Consider the following 13,162-nt stretch of genomic DNA (forward strand, 5'->3'; position numbering starts at 1 on the left):
CAGCAGGCCACATGGCTTTACTCGTAAGTGAAGATGCTGCCCAGGCGCTCCATGCGCTCGAGTGCCATGCCGCAACCGCGCACCACGCAGGTCAGCGGGTCTTCGGCCACCAGCACCGGCAGGCCGGTTTCTTCGGCCAGCAAGCGGTCCAGGTCACGCAGCAAGGCGCCGCCGCCGGTCAGCATCATGCCGCGCTCGGCGATGTCGGCGCCCAGCTCGGGCGGGGTCTGTTCCAGCGCGTTCTTCACGGCGGAGACGATTTGGTTCAGCGGGTCGGTCAGGGCTTCCAGGATCTCGTTGGACGAGATGGTGAAGCTGCGCGGCACGCCTTCGGCCAGATTGCGGCCCTTGACTTCGATTTCCTTGACTTCGGAGCCGGGGAAGGCGCTGCCGATGTTCTTCTTGATCGCTTCGGCGGTGGGCTCGCCGATCAACATGCCGTAGTTGCGGCGGATGTAGTTGATGATGGCTTCGTCGAACTTGTCGCCGCCGACGCGGACCGAGCCCTTGTAGACCATGCCACCCAGCGAGATCACGCCGACTTCCGTCGTGCCGCCGCCGATGTCCACGACCATCGAACCCGACGCTTCCGACACCGGCAGACCGGCGCCAATCGCGGCGGCCATCGGCTCTTCAATCAGGTAGACCTCGGAGGCGCCAGCGCCCAGAGCGGACTCACGAATCGCGCGGCGCTCAACCTGGGTCGAACCGCAGGGCACGCAGATGATGATGCGCGGGCTGGGGCGCAGCATCTTGGAATCGTGCACCATCTTGATGAACTGCTTGAGCATCTGCTCAGTCACCGTGAAGTCGGCGATCACGCCGTCTTTCATCGGGCGGATGGCTTCGATATTGCCCGGCACCTTGCCCAGCATGGCCTTGGCTTCATGGCCGACGGCTTGAATGGTTTTCTTGCCGTTGGGGCCACCTTCGTGGCGGATCGAGACGACCGAGGGCTCATCCAGCACGATGCCCTTGCCGCGGACATAAATCAGCGTATTGGCGGTGCCCAGATCGATGGCGAGGTCGGTAGAGAAATAGCGGCGCAGGGAGGCGAACATCATGTTTTTGGCGGGCGCGGGGCCGAGCATCTGAGCCTGGGGCTGCAAATCGCTGTGGCCGCTGCGCGTGGTTCGGGCAGTGTTTGGTTCTTTGGGGCAGGGTGGCCGAAAAAAGCGCCAACCGAGCCTTCGGGGCAATGGTGTACTTGGGGCATCGCCATATGCAACGAGGCTGCGCGTACCTGTAAAGGACACGCAGCCCCGGTGCTATAGAGATAAGCGGAGATAATAACTGATCACCCCCTAAATTCTCTACCGCAAAAGCCTTATGTTTGCTATTAGCTGAGCCTAGCTTCAGCTGAGATGTGCGAAATCATCGGCCTTTGAATCCTCCCGACCCTCGGACAAGACTTGCCATGGCTCTGACCCCTCAAGACGTAAGCCGCATCGCCCATCTGGCGCGGCTGGAATTGCAGCCCGCCGAAAGCGCCGAACTGCTGACCCAGTTGAACGGGTTTTTCAAGATCGTTGAACAGATGAGTGCGGTGGACACCAGCGGTGTCGAACCGCTCTACACGCCTCTGTCGGCGGTGCAGGAAGTGTCCCTGCGCCTGCGCGAAGACGCGGTCACGGAAAGCAATCAACGCGAACTCAATCAACGCAGCGCGCCGGCGATTGAAGACGGTTTGTTCCTGGTTCCCAAGGTCATCGAATAATGACAAAGACTTCTACATCCCTGCATGACTTGGGCGTGGCCCAACTCAGCCGCGCCCTCGCGGCCAAAGAGGTTTCCAGCCTCGAAGTGACGCAACATCTGCTTGCGCGTGTTACCGCTGCTGACGCATTGGGCGCTTTTTTGCATGTGGACGAGGCGCAGGCCTTGGCCGCCGCCCAAGCCGCCGACGCGCGCCGCGCCGCCGGTGAAACCGGTGCCCTGATCGGCGTGCCCCTGGCGCACAAGGACATCTTCGTCACCCGCGATATGCCCACCACGGCCGGCTCCAAGATCCTGAGCGGCTATCTGAGCCCCTTCGACGCGACCGTGGTGTCGCGCCTGAATGCGGCCGGCACGGTCAGCCTGGGCAAGCTCAACTGCGACGAGTTTGCGATGGGCTCGGCGAATGAGAACTCGGCCTATCGCCCTGTGATGAACCCCTGGGACCACGAGCGCGTGCCTGGCGGCTCCTCCGGTGGCTCGGCCGCGGCCGTGGCGGCCCGCTTGGTGCCCGGCGCTACGGGTACCGACACGGGCGGCTCCATCCGCCAACCGGCCAGCTTCACCGGCATCACTGGTATCAAGCCGACCTACGGCGTGTGCTCGCGCTACGGCATGATCGCTTTTGCCTCCAGCCTGGACCAAGCCGGCCCCATGGCCCGCTCGGCCGAGGACTGCGCCCTGCTGCTCTCGGCCATGAGCGGCTTTGATGAGCGCGATGCCACCAGCATCCAGCAGGCTCCGCAGGACTTCCATGCGCAGATGCTGCAAGCACGCGAAGGCGCCACCGCCGCCCAGCCCTTGAAGGGCTTGCGCATCGGTCTGCCGCGGGAGTTCTTCCCCGAGGCGCTGGCGGCCGACGTCAACAGCGCCGTGCGCCAAGGCCTGGCCGAGCTGGAAAAGCTCGGCGCCACCCTGGTGGATGTGAGCCTGCCGCGTACCGAGCTGGCAATTCCCGTCTACTACATCATTGCCCCGGCCGAGGCCAGCTCGAATTTGAGCCGCTTCGATGGCGTGCGTTTCGGTCATCGCGCGGCTCAGTACGACGATTTGCTGGACATGTACAAAAAGACCCGCGCCGAAGGCTTTGGCGCGGAGGTCAAGCGCCGCATCATGATCGGCAGCTATGTGCTCAGCCATGGCTATTACGACGCCTACTATCTGCAAGCGCAAAAGCTGCGCCGCATGATTGCCGACGACTTCCAACAAGCCTTCACCCAGTGCGATCTGATCGCCGGCCCGGTGGCACCCACCGTGGCCTGGAAGCATGGCGAAGGCAAGGACGATCCGGTCAAGGCTTATCTGGCCGACATCTTCACCCTGCCCGGCTCGCTGGCCGGCCTGCCCGGCATGAGCGTGCCGGTCGGTGTGGGCGAAGGCGGCATGCCCGTGGGCCTGCAATTGCTGGGCAACTATTTCAAGGAAGGCCAGCTGCTGCACGCAGCCCACGCCTTGCAACAAGCGACAGCCTGGCACGCCTCGGCGCCGGGAGGCATCTGATATGAGCAATACCGCAAGCAGCAAACTCGTCCGTGGCTATGAGGTCGTGATCGGCCTGGAAAACCACGTCCAGCTTTCCACCCAGTCCAAGATCTTCAGCGGCTCGTCCACCGCCTTCGGGGCCGAGCCGAATACGCAAGCCTCGCCGGTTGATTTGGCCTTGCCGGGCACCCTGCCGGTGTTGAACCGCGGTGCCGTCGAGCGCGCCATCCGCTTCGGCCTGGCCGTGGGCGCCAAGGTGGCGCCGCTGTCCATCTTCGCGCGCAAGAACTACTTCTACCCCGATCTGCCCAAGGGCTACCAGATCAGCCAGTTCGAGATCCCGGTGGTGCAAGGCGGCCAGGTCGAGTTCTACGTCGGCGAGACCAAGCATGTGGTGCAGCTGACCCGTGCCCACCTCGAAGAAGACGCGGGCAAGAGCTTGCACGAGGACTACCACGGCCTTACCGGTATCGACCTGAACCGGGCCGGCACGCCGCTGCTGGAAATCGTTAGCGAGCCCGATATGCGCTCCGGCGCCGAGGCCTGCGAGTACGCCAAGACCCTGCACGCCCTGGTGATGTGGCTGGGTATTTGCGACGGCAATATGCAAGAAGGCTCCTTCCGTTGCGACGTCAACGTTTCGGTGCGCAAGCCCGGCAACCCCTACGGCACACGGCGTGAAATCAAGAACCTGAACAGCTTCCGCAACCTGATTCAGGCGGTGGACTTTGAGGTGAACTGGCAGATCGACGAGATCGAGGACGGCCGCACGATTCAACAAGCCACCGTGCTGTTCAACCCCGACACGGGCGAGACCCGCGCCATGCGCAGCAAGGAAGATTCGGCCGACTACCGCTACTTCCCCGACCCCGATCTGCCGCCGCTGGTGGTGTCGGCCGAATGGGTGGAGCGGGTGCGCGGCGAAATGCCCGAGCTGCCGGCCGTGATGGCGGCACGCTTCGAGAGCGTTGACGGCCTGCCTGCCTACGACGCCGCGCTGATGACGCAAAGCCTGGCCACGGCACGCTTCTACGAAGCCGCCCGCGACGGCTGCAAGGCACCCAAGCTGGTGGCCAACTGGCTGCAGGGCGAGTTCTCGCGTCGTTTGAACGCCGAAGAGCGCAGCATCGAATCCAGCCCGGTGTCGGCCGCGACACTCGCCGCGCTGATTGGCCGCATTCAGGACGGCACCATTTCCAACAACGCCGCACGCCAGGTTTTTGAGGCGCTGTGGACCGGCGAAGGCCAGGACGTCGATGCTTTGATCGAGGCCAAGGGCCTGAAGCAGATGAGCGACAGCGGTGAGCTCGAGCGCATCCTCGACGAGGTGCTGGCCGCCAATGCCAAGTCGGTGGAAGAGTTCCGCTCTGGCAAGGAAAAGGCCTTCAACGCCCTGGTCGGTCAGGCCATGAAAGCCACCAAGGGCAAGGCCAATCCGAGCGCGGTGAACGAGCTGCTGAAGAAGAAGCTGGCGGGCTAAGGCCTGCAACGGCCGGGCGTTGACGTTCGGCTGCTGAGCTCGGCTCGGCCGCTGAGGTCAGCGGCCGCTGGCCGCAGCGGCGGCCGCTTCGCTGCCATTGCTACCGTTAGCGGCCTTGCCATCGCCCCCCGGCCCCAGCGTGCCGGGGGCGGCGCCGCCCCAGAGCTTCTTCAGCCGCGCCAATTCGGCGTCAAAGCGGCTGTTGATGCGCACCAGCTCGGCTTTTTGGTTCTCAATCAGCTGCTGTTGGGCCTCGACGGCGGCGTCGTTGGCGTCCATTTGCTGCTTGAGCTTGGCGGGCAGCGGCCGGCCCTTGTAGAACTCGGCCTCGTCCAGCAGCGGCTTGCGCTCTTGCGCCAATTCCTTGATGCGGCGTTCTGAGCTCAGGCGCGCCTTGTTGGCATCGTCCAAGGCCTGGCTGCGGCCATGCTGATGGGCTGCTTCGTTCGGGAAGCGCAGCATCAGCGTGCGGTCGCGCCGAATGGCGTCGCGCAAGGTGGCGCGTTCAGCGGCCAGGTGGCGTTCGTGCGCCTCTTGCCGCACCTTTTCTTCCGGTGAAAGTGCCGGTGGCAAGGTCGCGCGCTGCGAGCCGTCGGGGTTCAGGATGCGCTGCTCCCGCGTATTGCATTCGGCAATCGGGCGGTCGGAGGTTAGCCGGCGGCCATCAGCAGTGGTGCAGCTGTAAATGCCCTTCTTGCTATCGGTCGGCGGGGTTTGCGCCTGCGCCAGCGTTGCCGTCAAGGCCGCGCCGCTCAGGCAGGCGCCCGCGAGCGCACTGCCGCCGGCCAGCGAGGCCTGGCGCCGCAGCAATTTGGCAATCGACGAAAACGCGGCGCGAAGATGGCGCATCAGACCCCGTAGCTGTCTCGGTAAGCTTGAACTGCCGCCGCATGGGCGGTCACGGCACTATCGTCCGCCGAGCTCAAATACTGAAGCAAATCGGCCAGGCCAGCGATGGCCACCACCGGCATTTGCAGCTCTTGTGTGACGTACTGCACCGCTGAGTGGGGCAGGTCGACGCCGTTCTCGGCCGCCTTTTCCTGGCGGTCCAGCGCAATCGTGACACCGCAAGGCGTGGCACCCGCGGCCTTGATCATGGCGATGGACTCGCGCACCGAGGTGCCGGCAGAGATCACGTCGTCAATGATCAGCACGCGGCCTTGCACCGGTGCGCCCACCAGGGTGCCACCTTCGCCGTGGTCCTTGGCTTCTTTGCGGTTGTAGGCGAAGGGCTTGTTGTGGCCCAGGCGCGCCAGCTCGATCGACAGCGCCGCGGCCAGGGTGATGCCCTTGTAGGCGGGGCCGAAGATCATGTCGAATTCGAGGCCCGAGGCGATCAGGCGCTGGGCATAGAACTGCGCCAGGCGACCGAGTTTGGCGCCGTCATCGAACAGGCCGGCGTTGAAGAAATAGGGGCTCAGGCGACCGGCCTTGGTCTTGAATTGGCCGAAGCGCAACACGCCGGATTCGACTGCGAAAGCAACGAATTCCTGGGCCAGCTGATCGGGGGTTGGTGCAGTGCTCATGGGCATAGGGGCTGAATCGTGTGTCTCATTGTAGGGGTGCAAAAAAGCCCAATCCCCCAAAAGGAGGATCGGGCTTGGGCCCTACGCGTCAAGCGGGATTGGCTAAGAACTTATCCCCAAATAGCTGGGGTCGGCTGGCGGCCGATTTGCACCCATGGCTGCGTTGCAAATCCTCGCAATACCTTCGGGTATTGCTGTGGTTTGCGCCTTGCCCTGGTCACAAATCGCCGCCCCATCCTCCGCCCCGCTATTGGCAGACAAGTTCTTAGAACAAGGCCTTGAATTGCATGCCGTAAGTGCGTGGGTCGTTGATGAAGCCGGTCAGATTGTTGAAGTCGATGGCACCGGTGACGCGCACCTGGTTGGTGATGTTGCGCACAAAACCGGCCGCTTCATACTTGCCTTGGCTCCAGATGTAGCCAGCGCGCAGGCCGCCTTCGGTCAGGGCCTTGCCGGTGAACTCCACCGATTCCTGCAGGAAGAAGTTGACCTTGCTGCGGTAAGCCCAGTCGGTGTAGACGTAGAACTCATTGCCGTCCTTGGTCGGGATGCCGTAGCGAGCCGTCAGGTTGGCGATCCACTTGGGCGCGTTGGGCAGCGGGTTGTCATAGATGCTGTAGTTGCCGCTGGCATTGACCGGGTCCAGCACGGTCGGGTTGCTGCCGGAGCGTGGCAGGGCCAGGCTGCGGTCCTTGATGGCGGTGTCGTTGTAGCTGCCGCCCAGGGTCAGCAAGAGGTTGTCGACGGGGATCAGGTCCAGGTTGAACTCAAAGCCACGGCCCTCGCCTTTGCTGGCGTTGAGCAAGGTGTTGGAGTTGTTGGTGCCACCGACGGCGGTGAGTTGCTGGTCCTTGACCGTGTAGGCGAACACATTGGCGGATAGGCGCGCGCGGCGATCCCAGAACTCCGACTTCACACCCATCTCGTAGGAGGTGGTGTTTTCCGGGCGAGCCTTGGACTGCGGGCCGAAGCCGCTGGCCGGGTAGATCGAAGCGGCGCGGAAGCCGGTGGCCACGCGGGCGTACAGATTGGTTTCCGGGGTCAAGATATAGGTGGCCGAGGCATCCCAGTTGACCTTGCTGTCGTCCGTGCTGTCGCTGGTGCCGGCGCTGGCGTTGACCTTGCCGACCGTGGCCAAGGTCTTCTTGTCCTGGGTGTAACGCAGGCCGCCGCGCAGTTTCAGATTGGGGCTGACTTCGTAGTTGACCGAGCCGAACAAGGCCCAGGCGCGGTTGGTCTGGTGGGTGGACACCAGCGCGTCGGCGGGGGCGGCCAGATAGTCGACGCTCTCCATGTCGTAGCGCTCATCGAACAGGTAGAGGCCGGCTTGCCAACGCAGCGGGCCCGCAGCGGTCGACTCAGCGCGGAACTCTTGCGAGAGCTGGCGGTGGTTCTTCAGCGCGTCAGAGGTCTCGGCGCTCCAGAACACATTGCCTTCGGCGCCGAATGGTGGCGGCTTGACGAAGTTGTTGATGTAGCCGCCATCGACGTCGGCGCGGCTGAAAGGCTCAACCGTTTCGATGCCGGTGATGGAGTGCAGGGTGATGCCGCTCAGGGCCCACTTCAGGCGCATGCTGCCACCGGTGGCCTTGAGGGTCTGCTCGTTGGTGGCGTCGATATACATCTTGGCCGGATCGAAGCCGTCCACCAGTTCATTGGTGCCGGGCTTGATGATGCTGGAGCGGAACAGGCGCGGGCTGCCCTTCAGATCGCGGTTGTGGATATTGAACAGGGCGCTGAAGTCCTTGCTCGGCTCGTACTGGGCCTGCAGGCGCACCGCGCGGTCGTCGTAGCCTTCGGTGTCTTGGGTGCCCTTGGTGTTGACGTTCTTGACCCAGTTGTCACGGTGCTGCACTTGCGCCGAGATGCGCGCGGCCCAGTCGCCGCCCAGGGGCAGATTGAAGGCGCCTTCGATATTGCTGGTGCCGTAGGTGCCGTAGGACAGGTTGACATAGCCTTCTTGCGTCTTGCCGGGCTTGACCGAGTCAAACTTCACCACGCCGGCCGGTGTGTTGCGGCCAAACAGCGTGCCTTGCGGGCCGGCGATCACTTCGACAGCCTTCATGTCGAACACCGGGAAGCCCTTCAGGATCGGGTTCTCTTGCACCACATCGTCGTAAATCAGCGAGACGGGCTGCGAGGCATTCAGGCGGAAGTCGGTATTGCCGTAGCCGCGAATGTAAAAGCGCGGGAAGGCGCGGCCGAAGGAAGACTCGATGTTCAGGCTGGGCACGCGGCCGGACAGGAAACGCACGTCCTGGCCACCGGAGTTCAGCACATCGAGCTTCTCGCCGCTGATGCTGGTGACGGCGGTGGGCACTTCCTTGATGTTCTCAGTGCGGCGCTCGGCCGTGATGGTGACGGTCTCCAGCTGAGTCTTATCGGCCGTTTTTTCTTGGGCCACGGCTTGTGCCGCCGGCCAAGCGGCCAGGGCCATGGCGATGGACAGGGCCAGGTGTTGAGGGCGCCGAGCGGCGGCAGAGGGCGATGAGTGGAAGAGGCTCATGCGAGGGCTCCGGAATGAGTGGAAAAGGGGAGGAGGAAGGAAAAAGGGGCTTGGGTGACGCGCGTGGGCGCTGGATTCGCTTTGGGCGATGGGTGATCCAATGCAAGGTCTCCACGGCACGCATTTGGGCAAGGCTTCGAATCTAGCAAGTCGCGTGCCGGAAAGTTAGAGCTAGGGCTTCGATCTGGGGCCTTCTTGCCTTGATTGTTGTCAAAAAACAGCGGCCGAGGCGGGCCTGCGCGGGTTTGTGTCATCGCCTTGCGCTGTGGCGATGGGGCGCCCTGCTGCGATACTGCGCAGCCCCAGTGACCAGCAAGAACGGCTTCTCCACCATGCGCTTCATCACCGCCAATCTGAACGGCATTCGCTCCGCCGCTACCAAAGGTTTTTTTGAATGGTTGCCCGCGCAGCAGGCCGATGCCCTGGGCGTGCAAGAGGTCAAGGCCCAGGACGAGCATGTGGCCGGCACCTTCTGCAGCTCGAATGACTTGAAGGGTCACTTCCACTACGCGCAGAAAAAGGGCTACTCCGGCGTGGGCCTCTACACCCGCGAGGAGCCCAGCGAAATCATCACCGGCATCGGCGTGCAAGAGTTTGACGATGAAGGCCGCTACATCGAAAAACGCTTCGACAAGCCCGGCCGCAAGCTCAGCCTGATCAGCTGCTACTTCCCCAGCGGCAGCAGCGGCCCCGAGCGCCAAGAAGCCAAGTACCGATTCCTCGACGCCATGCGCCCCCACCTGGCCGCTTTGAAGGGCGAGCGCGAGTTCATCTTGGTGGCTGACGTCAACATCGCCCACAAGCCCGCCGACCTGAAGAACTGGAAGGGCAATCTGAAGAACAGCGGCTTCTTGCCCGAGGAACGCGCCTGGCTGGATCATCTCTTCGGCAGCGGCCCTGAGCACGGCGGCCTGATCGATGTGTACCGCCAACTCCATCCCGACACCACCGACGAGAGCTACACCTGGTGGAGCAACCGCGGCCAGGCCTATGCCAAGAACGTGGGCTGGCGCTTGGACTACCACTTCGCGACCCCGAAGCTCGCGGCCCTGGCCAAGAGTGCCTCCATCTACAAAGCGCAAAAGTTCAGCGACCATGCGCCGCTGACGATTGACTACGCATTCGAGCTTTGATGAGCGACTCGGCGCATCCCATCCCGGCCGGGCCTGACAAGGCTGGGTGGCGGCATTGGCTGAGCTCCAGACGCCTCCTCATGGCTGCGGCGCTGCTAGGCGCGGTTCTTTTCGCCGCTTGGTGGGGCATGCGGGCGCCCGCGGTGGCGGCAGTCAGCGCCCACCAGGCACCGCTGCTGCGCACCTTGCAGTTTTCGGCCCGGGTGGCCACGGCGTCGCGGGTCGAGGTAGGCAGCACGATCACCGGGCGGGTGCTTCAGGTCGCCGTGGCCGAAGGCGCACAGGTCAAGTCGGGTGAGGTCTTGCTGCGGCTGGAAAGTGATGAGTTGCAGGCCGCGCTGGCGCAAAGCCAGGCCAGTGAGCGACAGGCTGCCGCCCGCTTGGCAGGCTTGCGCAGCACCGGGCGATCCGCGCTGCAGGCGAGCGTGATGCAGGCTGAATCTGTGCTGGTGGCCACTCAGGCCGAACTGCGCCGGACGCTGGATCTCGTGGCCAAAGGCTTCGTCAGCGAGGCGCGCCTCGATGAAGCCCGGCGTGCGCTTGCGGTGGCGCAAGCGCAGCTGGACGGCGCCCAGGCTCAGCGCGCGGCTGTCGCAGAGTCGGGAACCGACGTTACCCAGGCCCAGGCGGCGCTGGCGCTGGCCAGTGGCGCCCGCGCGGCGGCCGAGGCGCGGCTGGCCGCGGCTGTGTTGACTGCGCCTGCGGATGCACGGGTGCTCTCCCGTTTGGTCGAGCCCGGTCAGATCGTGCAGCCCGGTCGGGCCCTGCTCGGCTTGGCGCTGGTCGGGCCGCTGCAATTGGTGGCGCAGGTGGATGAGCGCTATCTGGGCCAACTGCAGATCGGGCAACTGGCCAATGTGCTGGCAGACGCCTACCCCAACCAGCGCTTCCGGGCGCGCGTGCTGTCCATCTCGCCCTTGGTGGATGCGCAGCGTGGTGCCGTCGAGGTCAAATTTTCCTTGCCCGAAGGCCGGCCGGCATTCTTGCGCGAGGACATGACGTTGTCGGTCGAAGTGGAGACGGCACGGCGCGCTCAGGCATTGGTGCTGCCGGTCGCCGCGCTGCGTGGTGATGACAGCAGCCCCAGCGTGTGGTGCGTGCGCGATGGGCGAGTCGAGGCGCGCCAGGTGCGCCTGGGGCTGCGCACACTGGATGCGGTCGAAATTCTTGACGGCCTGCGCGAGGGGGAGCCGGTGCTCATCGGGCCAGCGCCCGCACCGGGCGGGCGCGTGCGCGTCGACACCCGTGCCCCGAGCCTGGCTTCAGCCGACAAGAGTGGCAAGAGTAGCAAGGGCAGCCAAGACAGCGGCGGCGCGGCGATCAGCAACGCCATGGGCCGCTGAGGGCGGGCAGCAGATGCTTGGATTCGAGACCCGTGTTGCGACGCGCTTTCTTCGTGAAGGACGTATGCAGACCTTGCTGATCATCGTCGGCGTGGCTGCGGGCGTGGCTGTCGTGGCCTATATCTCGGCCCTGATCACCGGCTTGCAGAGCAACACCATTGAGAAGACCCTGGGCGCGCAGGCGCACATCACGGTGAGCCCGCGCGATGACACGGTCATGGCCGCTCGCGAGCCGGCCAGTGGCCCGACGCACGAGTTGGTGCAAACGCAAACGCGCGCGCAGCGGCCTCGATCAATTGGCAACTGGCAGCTGTTGCTGCCTCTGCTTGAGGCCATGCCGCAGGTGGCCGCGGTCTCTCCGATGGTCTCGGCTGCGGGCCTGGCCCAGCGCGGTGAGGCCAGCAAATCCATCGCCCTGGTGGGTGTGGAGTTAGAGCGTTATGACCGCATCGTCGGCCTGCGCGCCAAGGTGGTGGCGGGCACGGCCCGGCTCGGCCCGGGTGAGGGCATTCTGGGCCGCGATCTGGCCGCTGATTTGAGCGTGCGTGTGGGTGATCGGGTGAGCATCGTCACCGGTGGCGTCAGCGACTCCTTACGCGTCACGGCGCTGGTGGACTTAGGTGTGCGGGATGTCAACCGGCGCACCGTGATCGTGCCGCTGCGCACCGCGCAAAGTCTGGTGGGGCTGCCCGGCGGTGCCACCAGCCTGGATCTCACGCTGGTCGATATCTGGTCGGCCCAGGTGCTCGCCGCTGATCTTGCCGAGCGCTGGCCCTACAAGGTCGAGAGCTGGCAGCAGGCGAATGCGCAACTGGTGTCGGCGCTGAACGCGCAATCGGTCAGCACGACGGTGATTCGCGGCGTGGTGATGATTGTGGTGGTGCTGGGTATCGCCAGCGTGCTGGTGGTTTCGGTGGTGCAAAAGCGCCGCGAGATCGGCATCCTGCGTGCCATGGGCGCCACCCAGGGTCAGGTGCTGCGCATCTTCTTGCTGCAAGGTGGCATCGTCGGCGCGGTGGGGTCGGTGCTCGGGGTCTTGCTGGCGGTGCTGTTGATCTGGGCCTTCACCCATTTCGTGCGCGGCTCTGACGGGCTGCCGCTGTTCAACATCACCTTGGCGCCGATGTTGGCCTTGCAGGTGGCCGTCATCGCTACGGTGTGCGGCGTGTTGGCCGCCGTGGCGCCGGCCCGGCGGGCAGCTCAGCTGGATCCGGCGCAGGCGATCCGCTTATGACGCTGCCGGCACATCCCACGCCGCCAGCTGACTTGCTGGTGCTGGAAGGCGTTCGCAAGCGCTACAACATCGGCCTTCCGAACGAAGCCGAGGTGCTGCACGGCCTGTCGCTGAGCATAGGCCGGGGCGAGTTCGTGGCGCTGATCGGCCCGTCGGGTTCGGGCAAGAGCACGCTGCTCAATATCGTGGGCCTGCTTGAGCGCATGACGAGCGGCAGTTACCGCATTGAAGGTGAGGAAATGTTTGGCCTGGACGACGCGGCGCTGACGCAGCGCCGCCGCGCCTCGCTGGGCTTTGTGTTCCAGTTTCATCATCTGCTGCCGGCCTTCAATGCACTTGAAAACGTCACGCTGCCGGCGTTGATGCGCGAGGGGCGTGTGAGCCCGGCCCAGCGCGAACGCGCGCGGGCCGTGCTTGCCGCGGTTGGCCTAGGTGATGCGATGAATAAACGCCCGGGCGAGTTGTCGGGTGGCATGCAGCAGCGTGTGGCCATTGCGCGTGCGCTGGTGCTTGAGCCCCCATTGGTGCTTGCCGACGAACCTACCGGCAACCTGGATACGGCCTCGTCCAACGAAGTTTTTGCGCTGATGCGGCGCATGCACGCCGAGCTCAATACCTCGTTCCTGGTGGTGACTCATGACCCGCGTCTGGCGGCGCGCTGCGACCGCGTGCTCGAACTCGTCGACGGGCAACTGGTATCTGATGGGCCACCGAAGGCTGCATCGGCCTAGGCCGCGGCTTA

The 13,162-nt window shown here is 64.5% G+C and carries 11 protein-coding genes; 7 read left to right on the forward strand and 4 right to left on the reverse strand.

The window, feature by feature from the left end; genetic code table 11:
- Positions 1-17: 17 nt before the first annotated feature.
- A complete protein-coding gene (locus tag AABB87_RS01025; protein ID WP_058722426.1) occupies positions 18-1,061 on the reverse strand; it encodes a rod shape-determining protein in 1,044 nt (347 codons plus the stop codon).
- 356 nt (positions 1,062-1,417) lie between these two features.
- Between AABB87_RS01025 and gatC the strand changes: the two genes are divergently transcribed.
- From gatC to gatB, 3 genes are read left to right on the forward strand one after another with little or no spacing between them, the layout of a single operon-like run.
- The gene (gene gatC / locus AABB87_RS01030; RefSeq protein ID WP_058721208.1) at positions 1,418-1,717 is read left to right on the forward strand and encodes an Asp-tRNA(Asn)/Glu-tRNA(Gln) amidotransferase subunit GatC; all 300 of its coding nucleotides are present in this window, start codon (positions 1,418-1,420) and stop codon (positions 1,715-1,717) included.
- Positions 1,717-3,216, forward strand: a complete 1,500-nt coding sequence (gene gatA / locus AABB87_RS01035) for an Asp-tRNA(Asn)/Glu-tRNA(Gln) amidotransferase subunit GatA (protein WP_341969257.1) — start codon at positions 1,717-1,719, stop codon at positions 3,214-3,216. The genes gatC and gatA overlap by 1 nt, the downstream gene beginning before the upstream one ends.
- A 1-nt stretch (position 3,217) precedes the next feature.
- Complete coding sequence (gatB, locus tag AABB87_RS01040) at positions 3,218-4,678, forward strand: Asp-tRNA(Asn)/Glu-tRNA(Gln) amidotransferase subunit GatB (RefSeq protein ID WP_341969258.1); 1,461 nt, start codon at positions 3,218-3,220, stop codon at positions 4,676-4,678.
- Positions 4,679-4,735: 57 nt separating this feature from the next.
- Here the strand turns inward: gatB and AABB87_RS01045 are convergent, their stop codons facing one another.
- The 3 genes from AABB87_RS01045 to AABB87_RS01055 all read right to left on the reverse strand — a co-directional run bounded on the left by AABB87_RS01045 (position 4,736) and on the right by AABB87_RS01055 (position 8,710).
- Positions 4,736-5,527, reverse strand: coding sequence for a hypothetical protein (locus AABB87_RS01045; protein WP_341969259.1), 792 nt, complete (start codon positions 5,525-5,527; stop codon positions 4,736-4,738).
- Positions 5,527-6,204 (reverse strand): orotate phosphoribosyltransferase, encoded by a 678-nt coding sequence (gene pyrE, locus AABB87_RS01050; protein ID WP_156422084.1) that lies wholly within the window; start codon positions 6,202-6,204, stop codon positions 5,527-5,529. The genes AABB87_RS01045 and pyrE overlap by 1 nt, the downstream gene beginning before the upstream one ends.
- A gap of 265 nt (positions 6,205-6,469) precedes the next feature.
- Positions 6,470-8,710 carry a TonB-dependent receptor gene (locus AABB87_RS01055; RefSeq protein WP_341969260.1) on the reverse strand — a complete coding sequence of 747 codons (2,241 nt, stop codon included), beginning with the start codon at positions 8,708-8,710 and terminating at the stop codon, positions 6,470-6,472.
- 332 nt (positions 8,711-9,042) lie between these two features.
- Between AABB87_RS01055 and AABB87_RS01060 the strand changes: the two genes are divergently transcribed.
- From AABB87_RS01060 to AABB87_RS01075, 4 genes are all read left to right on the forward strand, one after another.
- A complete protein-coding gene (locus AABB87_RS01060) occupies positions 9,043-9,843 on the forward strand; it encodes an exodeoxyribonuclease III (protein WP_341969671.1) in 801 nt (266 codons plus the stop codon).
- 80 nt (positions 9,844-9,923) lie between these two features.
- Positions 9,924-11,186 (forward strand): efflux RND transporter periplasmic adaptor subunit, encoded by a 1,263-nt coding sequence (locus AABB87_RS01065; protein ID WP_341969261.1) that lies wholly within the window; start codon positions 9,924-9,926, stop codon positions 11,184-11,186.
- Positions 11,187-11,250: 64 nt separating this feature from the next.
- A complete protein-coding gene (locus tag AABB87_RS01070; RefSeq protein WP_341969262.1) occupies positions 11,251-12,420 on the forward strand; it encodes an ABC transporter permease in 1,170 nt (389 codons plus the stop codon).
- Positions 12,417-13,151, forward strand: coding sequence for an ABC transporter ATP-binding protein (locus AABB87_RS01075; RefSeq protein WP_341969263.1), 735 nt, complete (start codon positions 12,417-12,419; stop codon positions 13,149-13,151). The genes AABB87_RS01070 and AABB87_RS01075 overlap by 4 nt, the downstream gene beginning before the upstream one ends.
- The last annotated feature ends 11 nt before the right edge of the window (positions 13,152-13,162 follow it).

The sequence above is a fragment of the Roseateles sp. PN1 genome, from assembly GCF_038419725.1.
GTDB lineage: Bacteria > Pseudomonadota > Gammaproteobacteria > Burkholderiales > Burkholderiaceae_C > Paucibacter_A.

Bases quoted from the DNA above. Each gene is read 5' to 3' on its own strand.
- AABB87_RS01075 (WP_341969263.1), top strand. From the start codon at position 12,417: ATGACGCTGCCGGCACATCCCACGCCGCCAGCTGACTTGCTGGTGCTG.
- pyrE (WP_156422084.1), bottom strand. From the start codon at position 6,204: ATGAGCACTGCACCAACCCCCGATCAGCTGGCCCAGGAATTCGTTGCT.
- AABB87_RS01060 (WP_341969671.1), top strand. From the start codon at position 9,043: ATGCGCTTCATCACCGCCAATCTGAACGGCATTCGCTCCGCCGCTACC.
- gatB (WP_341969258.1), top strand. From the start codon at position 3,218: ATGAGCAATACCGCAAGCAGCAAACTCGTCCGTGGCTATGAGGTCGTG.
- AABB87_RS01025 (WP_058722426.1), bottom strand. From the start codon at position 1,061: ATGTTCGCCTCCCTGCGCCGCTATTTCTCTACCGACCTCGCCATCGAT.
- AABB87_RS01055 (WP_341969260.1), bottom strand. From the start codon at position 8,710: ATGAGCCTCTTCCACTCATCGCCCTCTGCCGCCGCTCGGCGCCCTCAA.
- AABB87_RS01045 (WP_341969259.1), bottom strand. From the start codon at position 5,527: ATGCGCCATCTTCGCGCCGCGTTTTCGTCGATTGCCAAATTGCTGCGG.
- AABB87_RS01070 (WP_341969262.1), top strand. From the start codon at position 11,251: ATGCAGACCTTGCTGATCATCGTCGGCGTGGCTGCGGGCGTGGCTGTC.
- AABB87_RS01065 (WP_341969261.1), top strand. From the start codon at position 9,924: ATGGCTGCGGCGCTGCTAGGCGCGGTTCTTTTCGCCGCTTGGTGGGGC.
- gatA (WP_341969257.1), top strand. From the start codon at position 1,717: ATGACAAAGACTTCTACATCCCTGCATGACTTGGGCGTGGCCCAACTC.
- gatC (WP_058721208.1), top strand. From the start codon at position 1,418: ATGGCTCTGACCCCTCAAGACGTAAGCCGCATCGCCCATCTGGCGCGG.